This window comes from Maribacter hydrothermalis (genome assembly GCF_001913155.1).
Classification (GTDB): domain Bacteria; phylum Bacteroidota; class Bacteroidia; order Flavobacteriales; family Flavobacteriaceae; genus Maribacter; species Maribacter hydrothermalis.
The window spans coordinates 3,261,082-3,281,315 of the sequence record NZ_CP018760.1 but is presented as its reverse complement, the minus strand read 5'-3'; the positions used below and the strand labels follow the sequence as shown (position 1 = coordinate 3,281,315).

17 protein-coding genes, 2 tRNA genes, 3 rRNA genes and 1 pseudogene are annotated in these 20,234 nt (G+C 37.4%); 12 read left to right on the top strand and 11 right to left on the bottom strand.

Annotated features, from left to right (window positions below; all coding sequences use genetic code 11):
* The first annotated feature begins 88 nt into the window (after positions 1-88).
* Positions 89-592 carry a hypothetical protein gene (locus BTR34_RS14230; RefSeq protein ID WP_068482764.1) on the top strand — a complete coding sequence of 168 codons (504 nt, stop codon included), beginning with the start codon at positions 89-91 and terminating at the stop codon, positions 590-592.
* Between the two features lie 3 nt (positions 593-595).
* Here BTR34_RS14230 and BTR34_RS14225 read toward each other — a convergent pair whose 3' ends face one another.
* Positions 596-1,135, bottom strand: a complete 540-nt coding sequence (locus BTR34_RS14225) for a Smr/MutS family protein (RefSeq protein ID WP_068482767.1) — start codon at positions 1,133-1,135, stop codon at positions 596-598.
* Between the two features lie 26 nt (positions 1,136-1,161).
* On the opposite strand from BTR34_RS14225, the gene BTR34_RS14220 reads away from it, so the two are divergent.
* The 3 genes from BTR34_RS14220 to BTR34_RS14210 are packed head-to-tail and all read left to right on the top strand — an operon-like array spanning position 1,162 to position 2,159.
* Entirely contained in the window at positions 1,162-1,500 is a 339-nt protein-coding gene (locus BTR34_RS14220) for a DUF2752 domain-containing protein (RefSeq protein WP_317043886.1), read from the top strand.
* A 15-nt stretch (positions 1,501-1,515) separates the two neighbouring features.
* On the top strand, positions 1,516-1,842 hold the full coding sequence (locus BTR34_RS14215) for a CCC motif membrane protein (RefSeq protein WP_068482770.1): 327 nt from the start codon (positions 1,516-1,518) through the stop codon (positions 1,840-1,842).
* Between the two features lie 5 nt (positions 1,843-1,847).
* Positions 1,848-2,159, top strand: coding sequence for a CCC motif membrane protein (locus tag BTR34_RS14210; protein ID WP_068482773.1), 312 nt, complete (start codon positions 1,848-1,850; stop codon positions 2,157-2,159).
* A 54-nt stretch (positions 2,160-2,213) separates the two neighbouring features.
* Here BTR34_RS14210 and rocD read toward each other — a convergent pair whose 3' ends face one another.
* Entirely contained in the window at positions 2,214-3,494 is a 1,281-nt protein-coding gene (gene rocD / locus BTR34_RS14205) for an ornithine--oxo-acid transaminase (RefSeq protein ID WP_068482776.1), read from the bottom strand.
* A gap of 233 nt (positions 3,495-3,727) precedes the next feature.
* Here rocD and rlmD point away from each other — a divergent pair, with 233 nt between their 5' ends.
* The 3 genes from rlmD to BTR34_RS14190 are packed head-to-tail and all read left to right on the top strand — an operon-like array spanning position 3,728 to position 6,396.
* Positions 3,728-5,140: a 23S rRNA (uracil(1939)-C(5))-methyltransferase RlmD gene (rlmD, locus tag BTR34_RS14200; protein ID WP_068482779.1), complete on the top strand. Its 1,413-nt coding sequence runs from the start codon at positions 3,728-3,730 to the stop codon at positions 5,138-5,140.
* Position 5,141: 1 nt separating this feature from the next.
* Positions 5,142-5,648 (top strand): DUF6452 family protein, encoded by a 507-nt coding sequence (locus BTR34_RS14195; RefSeq protein WP_068482781.1) that lies wholly within the window; start codon positions 5,142-5,144, stop codon positions 5,646-5,648.
* Entirely contained in the window at positions 5,629-6,396 is a 768-nt protein-coding gene (locus BTR34_RS14190; protein WP_068482784.1) for a DUF6048 family protein, read from the top strand. Before BTR34_RS14195 ends, BTR34_RS14190 begins: the two co-directional genes overlap by 20 nt.
* Here BTR34_RS14190 and BTR34_RS14185 read toward each other — a convergent pair.
* On the bottom strand, positions 6,391-6,621 hold the full coding sequence (locus tag BTR34_RS14185) for a hypothetical protein (protein ID WP_068482789.1): 231 nt from the start codon (positions 6,619-6,621) through the stop codon (positions 6,391-6,393). The two genes, BTR34_RS14190 and BTR34_RS14185, sit on opposite strands and share 6 nt — an antisense overlap.
* A gap of 2 nt (positions 6,622-6,623) precedes the next feature.
* A complete protein-coding gene (locus tag BTR34_RS14180; RefSeq protein ID WP_068482831.1) occupies positions 6,624-7,787 on the bottom strand; it encodes a THUMP domain-containing class I SAM-dependent RNA methyltransferase in 1,164 nt (387 codons plus the stop codon).
* Between the two features lie 95 nt (positions 7,788-7,882).
* Here BTR34_RS14180 and BTR34_RS14175 point away from each other — a divergent pair, with 95 nt between their 5' ends.
* Together BTR34_RS14175 and BTR34_RS14170 are read left to right on the top strand one after the other, a co-directional pair.
* Complete coding sequence (locus BTR34_RS14175; protein WP_068482791.1) at positions 7,883-8,554, top strand: ZIP family metal transporter; 672 nt, start codon at positions 7,883-7,885, stop codon at positions 8,552-8,554.
* 93 nt (positions 8,555-8,647) lie between these two features.
* Positions 8,648-8,980, top strand: a pseudogene (locus tag BTR34_RS14170) (DUF4268 domain-containing protein); the annotation flags it as partial.
* Between the two features lie 32 nt (positions 8,981-9,012).
* On the opposite strand, the gene trhA reads toward BTR34_RS14170, so the two are convergent.
* The 7 genes from trhA to BTR34_RS14135 all read right to left on the bottom strand — a co-directional run bounded on the left by trhA (position 9,013) and on the right by BTR34_RS14135 (position 16,398).
* Complete coding sequence (gene trhA / locus BTR34_RS14165) at positions 9,013-9,657, bottom strand: PAQR family membrane homeostasis protein TrhA (protein WP_068482794.1); 645 nt, start codon at positions 9,655-9,657, stop codon at positions 9,013-9,015.
* A complete protein-coding gene (locus BTR34_RS14160; RefSeq protein WP_068482797.1) occupies positions 9,638-10,975 on the bottom strand; it encodes an amidohydrolase family protein in 1,338 nt (445 codons plus the stop codon). The genes trhA and BTR34_RS14160 overlap by 20 nt, the downstream gene beginning before the upstream one ends.
* 106 nt (positions 10,976-11,081) lie before the next feature.
* Positions 11,082-11,193 (bottom strand): 5S ribosomal RNA (gene rrf, locus BTR34_RS14155).
* Positions 11,194-11,361: 168 nt separating this feature from the next.
* Positions 11,362-14,191: ribosomal RNA gene (locus BTR34_RS14150) — 23S ribosomal RNA — on the bottom strand.
* A 207-nt stretch (positions 14,192-14,398) separates the two neighbouring features.
* Positions 14,399-14,475, bottom strand: a tRNA-Ala gene (locus BTR34_RS14145).
* Positions 14,476-14,619: 144 nt separating this feature from the next.
* A tRNA-Ile gene (locus BTR34_RS14140) sits at positions 14,620-14,693 on the bottom strand.
* Between the two features lie 180 nt (positions 14,694-14,873).
* Positions 14,874-16,398: ribosomal RNA gene (locus BTR34_RS14135) — 16S ribosomal RNA — on the bottom strand.
* Together the 16S, 23S and 5S rRNA genes with 2 tRNA genes alongside form the textbook arrangement of a ribosomal RNA operon.
* 956 nt (positions 16,399-17,354) lie before the next feature.
* Here BTR34_RS14135 and thrS point away from each other — a divergent pair.
* The 3 genes from thrS (at position 17,355) to rpmI (ending at position 20,196) form a co-directional block, all read left to right on the top strand.
* Entirely contained in the window at positions 17,355-19,301 is a 1,947-nt protein-coding gene (thrS, locus tag BTR34_RS14130; RefSeq protein ID WP_068486520.1) for a threonine--tRNA ligase, read from the top strand.
* Positions 19,302-19,325: 24 nt separating this feature from the next.
* Positions 19,326-19,883, top strand: coding sequence for a translation initiation factor IF-3 (gene infC / locus BTR34_RS14125; protein ID WP_082960223.1), 558 nt, complete (start codon positions 19,326-19,328; stop codon positions 19,881-19,883).
* A gap of 115 nt (positions 19,884-19,998) precedes the next feature.
* Positions 19,999-20,196 carry a 50S ribosomal protein L35 gene (gene rpmI / locus BTR34_RS14120; protein ID WP_068486516.1) on the top strand — a complete coding sequence of 66 codons (198 nt, stop codon included), beginning with the start codon at positions 19,999-20,001 and terminating at the stop codon, positions 20,194-20,196.
* The last annotated feature ends 38 nt before the right edge of the window (positions 20,197-20,234 follow it).

Sequence of the window (20,234 nt, the reverse complement as noted above, 5' to 3'; positions counted from 1 at the left end):
CACAAAAATAACTCAATTAAAGTTAATTAACCCTTAAATGAAAGCCTGGCAACTTAATGGTTTCCAAATTTTAAATTAAATTTGAACTATGAAAAAATACATTTTAGTTGGTTGTTCTCTTTTATTTTTTGGTTGTAATGATGGTGATTTACAAATAGAAACAGTTGATTTTGATAGTATTGAAACTGTTCAGAATTGTGGAACCGTTTCTACTTCAACAGCAAATGTATTTTTTAAAATAAATGGAGATGAGGCCTTAATATTAACGTTGCCAAGTGGACTTTTAAAAAACGAGGTTTCATCAACAAATATAGAAAGTGCGGTACCTGGCAATTCGCAAGTAAGTTACCGAATATTTTCTGGTGATGTAACAAGTACTTATTTCTGTGATTCACCGCCTCCATTAACCCCTACTGTAATGGAAGAAATAGAAGCAGAAGGTGGTACTATAATCATCAGCACAACCACTGAAGATAGCATTACATATACACATACCATTCAACTAAGCGGTATATCGTTTGTAAATGAAAACGGAAGTAGAATTACAGATTTACAAATAAGTGAATACGGGACAGTTACCACTACGCTTTAATTTTTAATTCTGAAAAACATAAACTTCTGTTGCGCCTAAACCATACTTTTGGTAATCTGCATCGTAAAATTTTACATTATCGTATTTTCTAAGCATATAACCCAATTCCTCTTTTAATACGCCTTCACCTACCCCGTGAATAAAAACAATTTTTTGAATTCTTTTACTAATAGCAAAATCTAATTGTCTTTTTGCAGTATCTAACTGAAGGTTCAACATCTCAAACTTTCCTATTTCTTTAGGATTTTTCATTAATTGATTAATATGTAGATCTACTTCCATTTTAGGGGCATTTCGCTCCTTTATCTTAGGAACTACATTTTTATTACGTTTTGGCAACTCCTTTTCTTTTTTAACTTGGGCAATTTCAATATTAGACACGTGTATATCATCTAAAATTAATACCAACTCGTTTACCTTGTACATTAATGGAAAACCATCTTCACTTATTATAGTAATATCATCTCCATTAATTGATTCAACAATCCCTTTTATAACATCATCAATAGTTTCTACGGAATCGCCAATTTTAAAATGAGCCATCTTTTTGTTTTGTAAACACAAAAATAATGGTAATTTTCCGACTAATAATTTTATTACCAATGCGTCTTAAAGCATTATTCATTTTTTTGGTTTTAGAAAGTTATATGCTTCCTTGCTATACAAAACAACTGTTTGGCATAGATTGCCCGGGTTGTGGCTTGCAACGCTCTGCTTTATTTTTAATAAAAGGAGAGTTTATATCTGCTTTTATTATGTACCCGGCCATATACCCAATGTTAATGCTTTTTGCTTTCTTAGGAATCAAGAAACTATTTCCCTTTAAACATTCAAATACAATTACAATTACACTTATGGTAAGTACTGTGAGTTTTATACTAATCAATTACTTTTTAAAATTTATCTAACTAAACCTTTAAATTATGGAACAACAAAAATTACCGAATGCAACCCTAATACTAGTTTTAGGAATCGCTGGATACTTATGCTGCTGCTTTGCAGGAATTGGGATAATCCCTGCAGGGATTGCATTTTATTTAGCTACTAAATCTGAAAAAATATATAAAGTAAACCCTGAGTCTTATGACAATTACCAACAAATAAAAACTGGGAAAATTGTTTCATTGATTGCATTAATTTTAAGTGCTTTAATGCTTATTCGTTTTGTCTATGTAATTACTACAAGTGATTGGGACATGCTTATGGAGCAGCAACAAGAAATAATGGAACAATGGGGAATAGAACAATAAGTTAGATGAACAATTCAGAATACCAACAAATACCGGGTGCAAGTAACGCATTAACTTTCGGCATTTTATCAATTGTATTAACCCTTTTCTGTTGTGGTCCTTTTGGAGCTATTTTCAGTTTTATAGGTTTAAGCAATGCTAAAAAAGCTAAGAATTTTTATGAGTCCAATCCTGGAAATTATCGAGGATATGAAAATGTAAATACAGGAAGAATATTATCCTATATTGGGCTTGCACTTGCCGTAATCCTATTAATATTTACAATTATTTATTTTGGAATAATTATTGCCTTTTTTGCATCTGCAGATTTTCAATAGTTCAATTCTATTCTAAAAAGAAAATCCCCGATATAGAATCGGGGATTTTTATTTTTATTTTTTAAACTCCTTTAATGTTTTTATAATAATAGAAACACAATCTAAAAGTTGCTCTTTTGTCATTACCAATGGTGGTGCAAAACGGATTATATTACCATGAGTAGGTTTAGCAAGAAGTCCGTTTTCTTTTAAAGCCATACAAATATCCCATGCCGTACTACTTTCTTCGGTATCATTAATTAAGATAGCATTTAAAAGCCCCTTACCACGAACACTATTAACTAGATCCGTATGAGGTATAAACTTATTTAACTCTTCTCTAAAGAGCTCTCCTAACACAAAGGCATTCTCCGCTAACTTTTCGTCCTTAACAACCTCTAAAGCCGCCATACCAACTGCTGCCGCAATAGGATTGCCGCCAAATGTACTTCCATGATTTCCTGGTCTAATAACACCCATAATATCATTATCCGCCAAAACCGCAGAAACTGGGTACGCTCCACCAGACAATGCTTTACCTAAAATTAAAATATCAGGTTTAATTTCGGGTGTTCCGCTACAATGTTTATCAGAACAAGAGCAATTTCCGCAGGTAGCTAATAATCTACCTGTTCTGGCAATACCAGTTTGTACTTCATCTGCAATAAATAACACGTTATACTTTTCACATAGTGCTTTTGCACCACTTAAATACCCATTAGATGGCACATATACACCGGCTTCACCTTGTATAGGTTCTACTAAAAAACCAGCAACATTTTTATTGGATTTTAGCACCTCTTCCAATGCTTTAAGATTATCGTATTCAATTTTTATGAATCCATCAGTATACGGACCAAAATTCTTGCGGGCCACAGGATCGTTAGAAAATGAAATAATAGTAGTAGTTCGTCCATGAAAATTATTTTCACAAACAACTATTTCTGCTTCATTTTCTTCAATACCTTTTTTCTCATAAGCCCATTTTCTACAAATCTTTAAAGCGGTTTCAACAGCCTCTGCGCCTGTATTCATTGGTAAGAGTTTATCGAAATGAAACGTTTCTGTAGCGTACTTTTCGTATTTACCCAACATATCATTATAAAAGGCTCTAGAAGTCAAAGACAATGTCTTTGCTTGTACTATCATAGCATTTACAATTTTGGGATGACAGTGTCCTTGGTTCACTGCAGAATAAGCGGATAAAAAATCATAATACTTTTGTCCTTCAACGTCCCATACGAATACGCCTTCGCCTTTACTTAGCACAACAGGTAAAGGGTGGTAATTGTGTGCTCCGTGTTTTTCTTCTAATGCTATAGCATCCTTAGAAGTGATGTTTTCTAAAATTGACATGATAAAAATTACTTTAAATAAAACTTTAGCAATTCCTTCTATACCTTTTTCCTTTCAAATCCCGATAGGCATCGGGGCGAAAATTCAGCGTGGGAGAGAAATCATCCTTGTAGATAAACAAAAATACAAATAATTGTCCGCAAATATAATAATTACGGCAAATGGCTCCAATATCTTGTTAATACTATCAATAACAGTATTCTCAATTCAAAGAAACCATTTATTTTTGCGGCATGCGAAAAAAGACAAAGCGTTTAGTTTTTGAAAATGTAACCATTGTAGATGCTGCCGCCAAAGGAAAAACCATTGGAAAGGCACCAGATGGTAGAGTTATTTTTTTAAACAATACGGTCCCTGGAGATGTTGTTGATGTGCAAACCACAAAAAAAAGGAAAGCATATTTCGAAGGTACTGCTATTACATTTCATTCTCTTTCAGATAAAAGAGTTGACCCTATATGCCTGCATTTTGGTGTTTGTGGAGGATGTAAATGGCAAGATATGGGCTATAATCACCAACTTTTTTACAAACAAAAAGAAGTTGAGAATAATTTAAAACGAATAGGACATTTAGATTTACCTGAAATGACCCCTATACTTGGTTCTAAAAAGCAGTATTTCTACAGAAATAAAATGGAATATTCCTTTTCCGATAGTCGCTGGTTAACTCAAAATGAAATTAAGTCAGATAATCAAATTGAAGATAGAAATGCCCTCGGTTTTCATATTCCAGGTATGTGGGATAAAATATTGGACATTAAAAAGTGCCATCTTCAAGAAGACCCTTCTAACGCCATTCGATTAGAGACGAAAAAGTTTGCTGTTAAAAATGGACTTACATTTTTCAACCCAAGAAACCAACATGGCTTATTACGTACTTTAATGCTACGTACCAGTTCTATTGGAGAAATTATGGTTTTAGTTCAATTTTTTGAAAATAATAAGGAGAAGAGAGAATTACTTTTAAACCACCTATCATTTACCTTTCCAGAAATTACTGCTTTGTTATATGTAATTAATCCGAAGGCAAATGATACTATTTATGATCAAGAAATAATTTGCTTCGCCGGTAGAGATCATATTTTCGAAGAAATGGAAGGGTTGAAATTCAAGATTAATGCGAAATCTTTTTATCAAACAAATTCAGAACAAGCTTACGAGCTTTATAAAATAACTAGAAATTTTGCTGATTTAAAAGGCGATGAACTGGTTTATGACCTGTATACCGGAACAGGTACTATTGCCCAATTTGTTTCTAAAAAAGCTAAAAAAGTAGTAGGTATAGAATCGGTTCCTGAAGCAATTTTAGACGCCAAAGCAAATGCAGTCCGTAATAATATAGAAAATGTAGATTTCTTTGTTGGTGATATGAAAAATGTCTTCAATGAGCAGTTTATATCTCAAAATGGAGTGCCGGATGTAATTATAACTGATCCGCCACGTGACGGTATGCATAAAGATGTTGTTCAGCAAATATTAAACATTGCACCTAAAAAAGTAGTTTATGTCAGCTGTAATAGTGCAACACAAGCTAGGGATTTGGAAATGATGAAAGATATGTATGTGATAACGAAAGTACAACCAGTAGATATGTTTCCGCAAACTCATCACGTTGAAAATGTTGTACTTTTAGAAAAGAAAGTTTAGTATGAGAAGTTTACGAATTGGCATTTTATTATTTACAGCCATCTTATCGGTAGCCTCTTGTGAAAAAGATGATATCTGTGTAGAAGGTGATACGCCACTATTAGTTATAGAGTTTTACAATATATCAGACACCAGTGCTCTAAAAAACGTTCCTACGTTAAGGGTTGTTGGTGTTGGCAAAAATATAACGGTTAATACAGTTGCAGATAGAACAGCATTAAACACCATTTCAATTCCACTAAAGACAGATGAAGATGCAACAAGCTTTATATTGATCAGTGGTTCAGCATCTGCAGAGGATGGTTCTGAAACAGGAAACGTAGATACTATTAATTTCTCCTATCAAAGAATAGAGGACTTTTTATCCCGTGGTTGTGGGTTCGTAATAAATTACGATAGTTTACAAACTGGTTTAAATGTAGACACGGATAATTGGATTAAGGATATTGAAATAATAAAATCACAAGTCACCAACTCAGATTCAACACATGTCAAGATTTATCACTAATCTTTTATTCATATTTATTACCTGTATGGCATTTTGTCAAAGTAAGCCTATTGATTTAAACCCAAAGGACACAGTTATATACAAACAATCTTATGGCATTAGTCTAGGTATTGATTTAAGTAGAATTGTAACAGGAGCTTTGGATGATAATTATAAAGGCTTTGAAATTGTTGCAGATTACAGACTTACTCAAAATTTATACTTAGCCGCTGAACTTGGAACCGAAGAAAAAACAAGACAAGAAGATCTTTATAATTTTACCACTTCTGGTAGTTATTTAAAGGTGGGTGTAAACAAAAACAATTATGCTAACTGGTATGGTGAGCATAATTTAATTTATATGGGCGGTAGATTAGCCTTCAGTACTTTTGATAATACATTGAATAATTATCAATATTTTGATACAAATAGGTATTGGAACGAAGATAATTTTGCAAGTGGTTCTGATATTGCAGAAAACTTCTCAGGATTATCAGCTACATGGTTAGAAGGTGTATTTGGAACAAAAGTTAAGGTATTCTCTAATTTTTATGTAGGTGCAAGTATAAGACTAGGACTGATTATATCACAAAAAGAGAATGAGCGTTTTCCAAATTTATGGATACCCGGATTTAATAAAGTAACCTGGGATAGTAACTTTGGAGTAGGTTATAATTATAGTATATCCTATTTCTTACCACTTTATAAAAAGAAGAATAAAGCAAAAGAAAAAATTGAAAAATTAGATTCTAATCAAGGTGAATTATAATTCTTTAAACCCCTTAATAAATATCCATTTCATTACCATTTTATCAACTCCTTCTTTTTTTACTACAGCAAATTTAGGAGCTAGCACAGATGCTGCAATTGCAGCAATCAATGCTAAATAAATAGAATCTAATTTTAATGTGAAATGTAAAACAAATCGCAGTAGTATAAATAGGATAGCATACCCCAGAAAATTATAAACTAGAACTTGATGCTTAAGTTTCATTCTTACTCGTTTTTTTGATATTTAGCCTTTTTGCTTCCTTCGTACATTTCATATTTAACTAATCTAGATTCCAAATGACTATTAAATACTTTTATTTTACGTGAAGGTCTTAAACCTACAAACTTCAATGCAGGCAGGTTACTGGTAATAAACCAAGCATTAGTCCCCGGATATCCTTGTTTTAAGGTATCACCTATAGCGCTATAAAAATTTTCCAACTCAATATCCAAACGTTCCCCATATGGTGGATTAAAACACATATGTAATGTTCCATCTGTTTCCTTTTCCGTCTTAAAAAAATCCTTACGTTCTACAGTAATATAATCAGTTAGATTAGCATTCTCGATATTATCTTGAGCCTTTCTTACCGCAGAAGGAGCCTTATCATAACCAATTATTTTAAAATGAAACTCTCTTGTTTTCTTTAAGCTAGAATCAATTATTTTCTCAAATAACTCGGCATCAAAATCTGACCATTTTTCAAATGCAAAATCCTTTCTATTAATATTAGCAGGGATATTACAAGCAATCATAGCTGCTTCAGTCAACATAGTACCACTACCACACATAGGATCAAGAAAATCACTTTGTCCATCCCATCCACTCAATAATAACAAACCAGAAGCAAGTACTTCGTTTATAGGAGCAATATTCGTTGCCGTACGATACCCTCTTTTATGCAATGAACTACCTGAACTATCTAAAGAAACATTACACTCGTTATTATGAATATGAATATTTATACGAAGATCTGGATCTTTAACATCTACGTCTGGTCTTGTACCGTCAGTATCTCTAAACTTATCTACAATAGCATCTTTAGTTTTTTGAGATACATATAATGAATGTGTAAACTGTTCAGAGTTTACTGTAGCATCTATAGCAAAAGTTTCACTAACGGATAGGTATTCTGTCCAATCCATTGCATAAATTTTCTTGTATAGGTCATTTTCATCTCTAACACGAAAAGAGTGTATTGGTTTAATAATTTTTATAGCTGTTCGCAAACAAAGATTTGCTTTGTACATAAAGCCTGTATCACCTTCAAATGATACATTTCTAACACCTTCGACAACATTACTTGCACCAAGGTTTCTTAGTTCCTTTGAAAGGAGTTCTTCAAAACCAAATAGTGTCTTTGCGACCATTTTAAAATTATTACCCATATCCATTTTTTCTCGTACCGCAAAAATACGCTAATTTTGACGCTAGATTAATTTAAGATCTATTTCCTTTATATAAAAGCCTAACCAGCGACTACATGATTTATATTTTACCTATTCTGGGTGTGCTATTAAGTTTTATTTTTGTGGTAATTACAAAACCTCAAAAAAACGAATCGTTTAAGCTATTACTTGCCTTTAGTGGTGCATTTTTATTAGCATTGACAATCTTTGAAATGCTACCCGAGGTATACTCTAATATAGAACCAAAATCAATTGGAGTCTTTATTATGCTAGGAATTTTATTTCAAATATTCTTAGAATTCTTTTCCAAAGGCGCAGAGCATGGGCATGTTCATATATCTAAGGAAAGTAGAAATTTTCCATGGTTGCTTTTTATTAGTCTTTGCATTCATTCCTTATTAGAAGGTTTACCTATTGGCACTAACAACACAATTATCTATGGCATATTAATTCATAAAATTCCAATAGCCATTATTTTAAGTATATTTCTTTTGGGCTCAAATATTAAACCCTTTCATGCCGGTTTATTTATGGTTCTATTTTCTATTATGACACCGTTAGGAACTTATTTAGCTCATACAATTGAACTATTAGCTACTTATGGTATCTTTTTGAATGCGCTAGTAATTGGTGTATTCTTACATATTTCCACGGTAATATTGTTTGAAAGTTCTGAAGGACATAAATTTAATTTAAGGAAACTATTAGTGATAATTTTTGGTATTACAATTGCTTATTTTGTATAAATGTTCAGCAAAGAAGACTCAAGAAAATTGCGAGAAGAATTTTGGATTTCATTTGGAAAATCGTTTCCAAATAAATAGACTTTATACAAAACAAAAGTAAAGGGATTATCTTTTAAATTTCATTTCGATTTAAAAATGGCGATGGTTTCTATAGATGTTGATTCTGATTTTGAACAACGAATAAAAGTTTGGGATAAATTAGTTGCGTTAAAATCAATATTAGTAGAAGAATACCTTCCAAAAGCCATATATGAAGATTTTTTTATTCTTGATAATCAAAAAGAAATTTCAAGAGTTTACATAGAATTACACGATGTATCTATTCACAATAAGAATAGTTGGAGAGAAACTATGGAGTTTTTAAATCACACTATGTCACAAATAGAAAAATTCTTTGAAGAGTATAAAGATTTTATTGATTCTTAATACTATTGAATTAATAATTTAAATTACTACTACTATACGACATCCAAATAAATAAAAAACCAGTGACTTATTGCCCCACCTAGTACAAATAGATGCCAGATAAAGTGATTATACGGAATTCTTCTTACGGCATAAAAAACAATTCCAATAGTATAAAAAGCCCCTCCAAGCATTAATAATCGTACTCCTAGTTTAGAAGTACCATCTATTAAATTCTGAAAATCGAATACTATTAACCATCCCATTGTTAAGTATAACAATAATGATAGGATTTCAAATTTACCTGTATAAAATACTTTTAAAATAGTCCCAAAAAGTGCTATACCCCAAACAGTAAAGAATATAAACCATCCATTGCCGTTAATTAAGGTTATTAATGCCACGGGCGTGTACGTACCTGCAATAAGATAATAGATATTAATATGATCTATAATTCTCATTCTTTGTTTCCAAACACTACTATGAACAGCATGATATATTGTGGATACAGCTAGCATGCTTATTAAAGAAATACTATATATAACTATACTCAAAATAGCATAATTAGATTTTTGATTGTTAGCACTTAATAAAAGTACCATTCCAATTATTGCTAAAATAGTACCAATACCATGAGAAACAGTATTGAATTTTTCTTCTTTTTCAATCAATGTGAAATTATTTATAGCGTTTTCCATGTTTAATAACAATATCAACATCTTGTAAAAGACTTATATATCTTAAAACATCTCCTTTTACTGCTATAATATCAGCGTCTTTACCTGGAGTAATAGTACCTACTTTATCAGAAACACCCATCCATAATGATGGCCAATAAGTTGCACCTCTAATAGCATACATTGGATCAATTCCAAATTCATTCACCCAAACATCAAGTTCATTCCATGTAGATTGACTATGAAACTTCATTGGAATTCCACTGTCAGTACCTATCATCAATACAACCCCAGCATTTAATAATTGTTTCACTTTCTTTTCAAGCGTTGGTCTTCTACTTGGTGTCAATTGAAAATAAGGCAACCTGTCAGAATGTTTAATACTATTTCTTATATCGCTTACAACACTATCAGGTAAACCCCTATGCCATGAATCCTCATCTATAAATTCTGGATTATCCCGCATATATTCATAATTATACAAAACTTCAACAGTAGGGGTCCAAAACAAAGGACCTTGACTCATGTCACCTGTTCGCTCCTTTATCATTTCCATAATGTCATTTGGATACTCTGGTGCTGAAGATAAACCTGTATGCTCAAAACAATCGGCACCTGCAATTAATCCCCTTCTTATTTCTTCAGGTCTATGACTATGAGCAACTACCTTTAAATTATTTTTATGAGCTTCATCAACTATGGCCATAACTTCATCCATAGTCATTTTATCTTGATCAATTAACTTAATCATATCTACCCCTGCCTTAGCCAGCTTTCTAATTTTTTTACGCGCATCTTCCACGCCGTCTATCCCCCATCTAAAATCTTCAGTACCTGGATATGGCTTATGCTGTATAAAAGGTCCGGAAACATATAAACTTGCACCTGGAATTTCACCATTATTAATAGCATCTCTAACAGCAATACTTTCCTCTAAAGGCGCCCCTAAATCCCTAGCACTAGTTACACCAGCCATTAACAATTGATGTGCTGAAGCAGGCATAATTACATCTTCCCAAAGCGGAGGATATTTTTTATCCCAATAGGCGTAATCCGAATGTCCTGTTAACATAGTATGAACATGCATGTCCCATAGACCGGGTAAAACACTCATACCTTCTGTAGAAATTATTTCAGCATTTTGTGGAATTATAGTATTGTCTTGATTACCTACAGCAATTATTTTCTTATTTTGAATTATGACTACACTATTTTTAATAGGTTCTGCACCAAATCCATCAATTAGAGTACCTCCAACTAAGGCTTTTAATTGATTTTCCTGAGAATAAATGGTTAGTGAAAATGAGAATAAAATTAATAAAAGGATGGCATTTTTCATGATTACTATTTAAGTTCCTTAAATATAATCAAAAGAAGTAATCTATTATCTCACACCTAATTCCTAGGCAAAAAAAAGTCCTTTACATTGCTGTAAAGGACTTTGAAAAAGGCGGCTACCTACTCTCCCACTTGGTATAGCAGTACCATCGGCGCAAACGGTCTTAACTTCCCTGTTCGGAATGGTAAGGGGTGGGCCCCGTCGCCATGGCCACCTAAGTTTTGGATCGGATATATCCGACCGCGGCCTTCGCCGCAATATCGTTGACATGAATGGAACAGGATTCCTATAAAGGAAAGAAGCACTTATATTAAAAAGTATGTTTCGGTATAAAAAGAAAGAAGTAAAGATCGTTGCCGCCTCCTTCCGAAGAAGGAGGCAAGCGTTCGCGCAAGCCTGACGGGCAATTAGTACTACTCGGCTACGGACATTACTGCCCTTCCACCTATAGCCTATCAACGTGGTCATCTCCCACGGCCCTTTAAAGAAATTTCATCTTGTGGCCGGTTTCGCGCTTATATGCTTTCAGCGCTTATCCGATCCCGACATAGCTACCCAGCGATGCTCCTGGCGGAACAACTGGTGCACCAGCGGTCAGTCCGACTCGGTCCTCTCGTACTAGAGTCAGATCCACTCAAATTTCTAACGCCCGCAGTAGATAGAGACCGAACTGTCTCACGACGTTCTGAACCCAGCTCGCGTGCCACTTTAATGGGCGAACAGCCCAACCCTTGGGACCTTCTCCAGCCCCAGGATGTGACGAGCCGACATCGAGGTGCCAAACCCCCCCGTCGATATGAGCTCTTGGGGGAGATCAGCCTGTTATCCCCGGCGTACCTTTTATCCTTTGAGCGATGGCCCTTCCATGCGGAACCACCGGATCACTATGCTCTTGTTTCCAACCTGATCGACCTGTATGTCTCTCAGTCAAGCGCCCTTGTGCCATTGCACTCTACACACGATTGCCAACCGTATTGAGGGCACCTTTAGAAGCCTCCGTTACTCTTTTGGAGGCGACCACCCCAGTCAAACTACCCACCACGCACTGTTCCCTCTTGGAGGGTTAGGCCCCGGACAAGCAAAGGCTGGTATTTCAACAATGACTCCACCACACCTGGCGATGCAGCTTCAAAGTCTCCCAGCTATCCTACACATTGCTTGACCAAGGTCAATACGAAGCTATAGTAAAGGTGCACGGGGTCTTTTCGTCCCACTGCGGGTAACCGGCATCTTCACCGATACTACAATTTCACCGAGCTCATGGCCGAGACAGTGTCCAGATCGTTGCACCATTCGTGCAGGTCGGAACTTACCCGACAAGGAATTTCGCTACCTTAGGACCGTTATAGTTACGGCCGCCGTTTACTGGGGCTTCAATTCAATGCTTCTCCCCGAAGGAATGACATCTCCTCTTAACCTTCCAGCACCGGGCAGGTGTCAGGCCCTATACTTCATCTTTCGATTTTGCAGAGCCCTGTGTTTTTGATAAACAGTCGCCTGGACCTCTTCACTGCGGCCCCCCATAAGGGGGCGACCCTTCTCCCGAAGTTACGGGTCTATTTTGCCTAGTTCCTTAGCCATGAATCTCTCGAGCGCCTTAGAATACTCATCCCAACCACCTGTGTCGGTTTACGGTACGGGCTGCTTCACTCGCTTTTCTTGGAAGTCGATATGCTGGATTATCACCTTGACCGTAGTCTCGGTGTACTATCGGGGCGTTACCGCTCCCTTCAACGTACAATTCCGTCTGTACGCACCAACTTCTCGCCTCCGTCACTTTTAGCGTGAGCAGGTACAGAAATATTAATCTGTTGTCCATCCACTATCCCCTTCGGGTTCGCGTTAGGTCCCGACTGACCCCCAGCTGATTAGCATAGCTGGGGAAACCTTGGTCTTTCGGCGTGCGGGTTTCTCGCCCGCATTATCGTTACTTATGCCTACATTTTCGTTTGTAACCGCTCCAGCATCCCTCGCAGGTACGCCTTCGACGCAGTTACAATGCTCCCCTACCCCTCATATAAATATGAAGTCACGGCTTCGGTGATATACTTATGCCCGATTATTATCCATGCGGAACCGCTCGACCAGTGAGCTGTTACGCACTCTTTAAATGAATGGCTGCTTCCAAGCCAACATCCTGGCTGTCAATGCAGTTCCACCGCGTTATATCAACTTAGTATATACTTTGGGACCTTAGCCGGTGATCTGGGTTCTTTCCCTCTCGGACATGGACCTTAGCACCCATGCCCTCACTGCGCAGAAACATTTTATAGCATTCGGAGTTTGTCAGGAATTGGTAGGCGGTGAAGCCCCCGCATCCAATCAGTAGCTCTACCTCTATAAAACTATCTACACGCTGCACCTAAATGCATTTCGGGGAGTACGAGCTATTTCCGAGCTTGATTGGCCTTTCACCCCTACCCACAGGTCATCCCAAGACTTTTCAACGTCAACGGGTTCGGTCCTCCACTATGTGTTACCACAGCTTCAACCTGCCCATGGGTAGATCGCACGGTTTCGCGTCTACTACTACTGACTATGGCGCCCTATTAAGACTCGCTTTCGCTACGGCTCCGTTCCTGAAGAACTTAACCTTGCCAGTAAAAGTAACTCGTAGGCTCATTATGCAAAAGGCACGCCGTCACCCATATGGGCTCCGACCGCTTGTAAGCGTATGGTTTCAGGATCTATTTCACTCCGTTATTCACGGTTCTTTTCACCTTTCCCTCACGGTACTGGTTCACTATCGGTCTCTCAGGAGTATTTAGTCTTGGCGGATGGTCCCGCCGGATTCATACAGGGTTTCACGTGCCCCGCACTACTCAGGATACCACTATCTTAATGCTCTTTGCCTATACGGGACTATCACCCTCTATGGTCGCTATTTCCAAAGCGTTCTAGTTCATTGCACATCGAATGTCGTGGTCCTACAACCCCGCTGTTGCCGAAACAACAACGGTTTGGACTAATCCGATTTCGCTCGCCGCTACTATCGGAATCACTTTTGTTTTCTCCTCCTCCGGGTACTTAGATGTTTCAGTTCCCCGGGTTTGCCTCCTTGCGGATACTATATCTTCAATATAGTGGGTTGCCCCATTCGGATATCTACGGATCATATCGTGTGTGCCGATCCCCGTAGCTTTTCGCAGCTTATCACGTCCTTCCTCGCCTCTGAGAGCCTAGGCATTCCCCATACGCCCTTTTCCAGCTTGTCGCCAGATCTTTAATCTATTCTATCTTATTCGTACTCTTTACTTAATAAAGATTCGTGTTTCTTTCTTTTTTAGTCGGTAAAACATTAAAATGTCTTACCTCCTGTTCCAATATGTCAATGAACGATCGCGAGTCGCGATAGACAATTAAATCATCTATGCTAATCACTGCAAGCACTAAAGACCTTATTTCATATCTTCAGGCATTGCCTGGTGGAGAATATCGGAGTCGAACCGATGACCTCCTGCGTGCAAGGCAGGCGCTCTAGCCAGCTGAGCTAATCCCCCATTTATTTTAGTTATGAGTTATTAGTTAAGAGTTATGAGCAATAACTCTTTTAACTCCTCAACTTCTAAAATTTCCTTCAATATTTCAACCTTAATGAACGTTCGTACTTCGTACATCCTTAATTTGTACCTCGTACTTTTCAGTAGTCCCAGGCAGACTCGAACTGCCGACCTCTACATTATCAGTGTAGCGCTCTAACCAGCTGAGCTATGGGACTGTCCCTACTCTTTCCTCTTCAGTATAAATACCTCGCAGAAAAAGCAATTACTTATATATCATAATCATGGAGATTTTTTTATTCGAACATTCATTATAGAAAAACATTATTAAATCAAAAGACCGGGACCGTAGTTCCATTTTACTTCGCCAGGGACTGTCATTATATGACAATCTCTAGAAAGGAGGTGTTCCAGCCGCACCTTCCGGTACGGCTACCTTGTTACGACTTAGCCCTAGTTACCGATCTTGCCCTAGGCCGCTCCTTACGGTGACGGACTTCAGGCACTCCCGGCTTCCATGGCTTGACGGGCGGTGTGTACAAGGCCCGGGAACGTATTCACCGGATCATGGCTGATATCCGATTACTAGCGATTCCAGCTTCACGGGGTCGAGTTGCAGACCCCGATCCGAACTGTGACAGGTTTTATAGATTCGCTCCGCCTTGCGACGTGGCTGCTCTCTGTACCTGCCATTGTAGCACGTGTGTGGCCCAGGACGTAAGGGCCGTGATGATTTGACGTCATCCCCACCTTCCTCACGGTTTGCACCGGCAGTCCCGTTAGAGTCCCCATCATGACATGCTGGCAACTAACGGTAGGGGTTGCGCTCGTTATAGGACTTAACCTGACACCTCACGGCACGAGCTGACGACAACCATGCAGCACCTTGCAAATTGCCCGAAGGAAAAGGTATCTCTACCCCTGTCAATATGCATTTAAGCCCTGGTAAGGTTCCTCGCGTATCATCGAATTAAACCACATGCTCCACCGCTTGTGCGGGCCCCCGTCAATTCCTTTGAGTTTCATTCTTGCGAACGTACTCCCCAGGTGGGATACTTATCACTTTCGCTTGGCCGCCCAGGTCTCAAGGACCCGGACAGCTAGTATCCATCGTTTACGGCGTGGACTACCAGGGTATCTAATCCTGTTCGCTCCCCACGCTTTCGTCCATCAGCGTCAGTATATAGTTAGTCACCTGCCTTCGCAATCGGTGTTCTATGTAATATCTATGCATTTCACCGCTACACTACATATTCCGGCAACTTCACTATAACTCAAGACAATCAGTATCAAAGGCAATTCTATAGTTGAGCTACAGACTTTCACCACTGACTTAACTGCCCGCCTACGGACCCTTTAAACCCAATAATTCCGGATAACGCTCGGACCCTCCGTATTACCGCGGCTGCTGGCACGGAGTTAGCCGGTCCTTATTCTTACGGTACCGTCAGTAAGGTACACGTACCCTTTTTTCTTCCCGTATAAAAGCAGTTTACTACCCATAGGGCATTCTTCCTGCACGCGGCATGGCTGGATCAGAGTCTCCTCCATTGTCCAATATTCCTCACTGCTGCCTCCCGTAGGAGTCTGGTCCGTGTCTCAGTACCAGTGTGGGGGATCCCCCTCTCAGGGCCCCTACCCATCGTAGTCTTGGTAAGCCGTTACCTTACCAACAAACTAATGGGACGCATGGCCATCTTCTACCGCCCGAAGGCTTTAACCGTTGGTCGATGCCGATCAACGGTACCACGGGGCATTAATCCAAGTTTCCCTGGGCTATTCCCCTGTAGAAGGTAGGTTCCATACGCGGTGCGCACCCGTGCGCCGGTCGTCAGCGGAGCAAGCTCCCTGTTACCCCTCGACTTGCATGTGTTAGGCCTGCCGCTAGCGTTCATCCTGAGCCAGGATCAAACTCTTCATCGTTGTTTTGTAAATATTCGTCCCAACGAAGTCAAAATCCCTCCCGGCCCCGACTCTCGATTCAATTCCTTTATATATGTCTTGCGACACACTAAATTGTATGTTTCCTTAATTCTTGTTCCTCTCGCCCAGGTCCTCACCCGAACTCGATTCTTATCTCCACAATATTTCAATGAACTTCTATCAACTCAGCTACAAATCTTTCGATTTTCTCGCCTCGTTTCCCTTAGGTGTCTCCCTAAGCGGGTGCAAATATACAACTGTTTTTTAACCCGGCAACTTTTTTCGAAAAAAATATCCTTTCTTTTTTAAGCCGAACCAATCAACACATATATGAACGTTTCCCAACACCCCGATTCCAAATAAATCTTCCTCGTTAGCGGGCTGCAAATGTACACCCTATTTCTAAACCAACAAGACTTTTTTAAAGAAAAATATGAAGTTTTTTCGATAACACGTTACAGGACTGATTTACCGATGTTTATAATTTAAAAATTAATGAATCAAATACAATAAAAATCTATATTACTATAAATCAAGTAATTACACCAAAATGTATTAATCTATAAAAAGTAAATAGCAAGCAATCAATTGTTTACAAAATGCACAACCGTATTTCTAAACAAGCTATATAATGCATACCTATATATGTATTAACAAAAACACTATAAATATATTACCTACCGTTATAATAACAACCAGATTCCTATACACCAAATCCCCAATAAAGACTCATTTAAATTACCTCAACTTTTTACAGCAACAATCAAGCATCTCATTTAATACCAAATTAAAAATGAATTAAAATAAAGAAGTCGACATACTCATCTAACGCATCCTATTTTAAAAAATAATAGTTAAAGCTTTTTTCATATTACGAAAGACCAAAACATAACATTTTACTATTGTGGACATGAGTTCAACATAGTATCTTTGACATCCGAAAAGATATATATAACATGATTAACATTACACTACCAGACGGTTCAATAAAAGAATTCGAAAAAGGTACCACCCCTTTAGAAGTAGCAAAAAGCATTAGTGAGGGTTTAGCCCGAAATATTATATCTGCAAAATTCAACAAAACCACTGTTGAAACTGTCACTCCATTAAATACGGACGGTAGTCTGGTGTTATATACCTGGAATGATAAGGAAGGTAAAACAGCATTTTGGCACTCCACTTCACACATTGTAGCACAGGCTATTGAAGAACTATACCCCGGAGTAAAGCTTACAATAGGACCAGCAATTGATAATGGGTTTTATTATGACATTGAACTTCTTGAAGGGTCCATTTCCGATAAAGACTTTCCAACCATTGAGAAGAAGGCGCTGGAAATAGCTCGTGGTAAGCATGATTACAAAATGAGAGAAGTATCTAAAGCAGATGCATTGGCATTTTATAAAAACCAAAACAACCAATATAAAGTTGAGTTAATTGAAAACCTTGAGGACGGCACTATTACGTTTTGCGACCACGATACATTTACAGACTTGTGTCGTGGTGGCCATATTCCAAATACCGGAATTGTTAAGGCAATTAAGATTTTGAGTGTTGCCGGTGCTTATTGGCGCGGTAATGAAAAAAATACACAACTCACTCGAATATATGGCATCTCTTTTCCTAAACAAAAGGAACTTACAGAATACCTAGAACTTTTGGAAGAGGCTAAAAAACGTGATCACAGAAAATTAGGTAAAGAACTAGAGTTGTTTACTTTTTCCCAAAAAGTAGGACAAGGTTTACCTTTATGGCTACCTAAAGGAGCTGCACTTCGAGAGCGTTTAGAGCAGTTCTTAAAGAAAGCACAGAAAAAAGCTGGTTATGAAATGGTAGTTACGCCACATATCGGTCAAAAAGAACTCTATGTTACTTCGGGACATTATGAAAAATATGGAGCGGACAGCTTTCAACCTATACACACACCAAAAGAGGACGAGGAGTTTTTATTAAAACCTATGAATTGCCCTCACCATTGTGAAATCTATAATTCCAAACCATTCAGCTATCGGGAACTACCAAAAAGATTTGCAGAATTTGGCACAGTATATAGATATGAGCAAAGTGGCGAACTACATGGACTTACTAGAGTAAGAGGTTTTACCCAAGATGATGCGCATATTTTCTGCACACCAGACCAATTAGATGAAGAATTTAAAAATGTAATAGACCTTTCATTATATGTTTTAGGTTCTTTAGGGTTTGAGAACTTTACAGCACAAGTATCTGTAAGAGATTTAGATAATCCAGAAAAGTATATTGGTTCAGTTGAAAATTGGGAAAAGGCAGAACAAGCCATTATCAATGCCGCAGAAGAAAAAGGACTAGACTATGTTATAGAAAGTGGAGAAGCTGCCTTTTATGGTCCAAAGCTAGACTTTATGGTAAAAGATGCCTTAGGTAGACAGTGGCAATTAGGAACCATACAAGTAGATTATAACTTACCAGAAAGGTTTGAGTTAACCTATAAAGGTAGTGACAATGAGCTTCATAGACCGGTAATGATACACCGCGCACCCTTTGGAAGTATGGAACGTTTTATAGCTTTATTATTAGAACACACGGGAGGTAATTTCCCTTTATGGTTAACCCCTGAACAAGCTATTATTCTTCCTGTTAGCGAAAAACATGAAAAATATGCTGAAAAAGTTTTAAAATCCCTAGAAAATAACGAAATTCGCGCCCTTATCGATGGTAGAAACGAGACTATTGGTAAGAAAATACGTGAAGCAGAAATGAGTAAAATTCCATTTATGCTTATCGTAGGGGACAATGATGAAGTCGCAAACACCATTTCTGTTCGTAAACATGGTGGTGAAGACTTAGGAGCAATAGACGTAACTATGTTCACAGACTTGGTCAACACAGAAATAAATAGTACCTTAAAGACGTTTAAAGAATAAAAGTTTAATTAAAAATATTTAGTCATAGCAATACGTAAAAGATTTAGACCACAACCTAGAAGGGAAAATAAGAATCCCCATAATATCAATGAAAAGATAACGGCCCCAAAAGTTAGGTTAGTTGGTGACAATGTTGAAGTAGGTGTATATCCTTTTCCTCAGGCTCTTGAGAAAGCAGAAGAACTAGGTTTGGATTTGGTGGAGATTTCCCCTAAGGCCGACCCACCTGTTTGTAAAATAATGGAGTATAAAAAGTTTTTATACGAACAGAAGAAAAGAGACAAGGCAATGAAAGCGAAAGCTTCCAAAGTTGTAGTCAAGGAAATTAGGTTTGGGCCTAACACGGATGATCATGATTATGATTTTAAAAAGAAACATGCTGAAAAATTTCTTCAAGAAGGAGCAAAATTAAAGGCATATGTTTTTTTTAAAGGAAGATCAATAGTTTACAAAGACCAAGGAGAAATTTTATTGTTAAAATTAGCTTCTGAATTGGAGGAACTAGGTAAAGTAGAACAGATGCCTAAGTTAGAAGGAAAAAGAATGACGATGTTCATTGCTCCAAAAACTAAAGGAAAATAAAATAATGATTCAGTATAGTCTTACTACTGAATCTTTTATAAAATACTAAACGCTGCCTACCATCGTGAGCAGCGTTTAGCATGCAAAGTGAGATTAATATATAAACTAGGAGAAAATGCCTAAACAAAAAACAAAATCGAGTGCTAAGAAGCGTTTTAAGCTTACAGGTACCGGTAAAATTAAAAGAAAGCACGCGTTTAAGAGCCACATTCTTACCAAGAAATCTAAAAAGCGTAAGCTTGCTTTAACTCATGATACATTGGTTCACCCACATGATGTTAACAGCATTAAAGAGCAATTACGTTTAAAGTAATTTAGTTCTTTAAAAGGTAAAATTATTAACCATGGAGT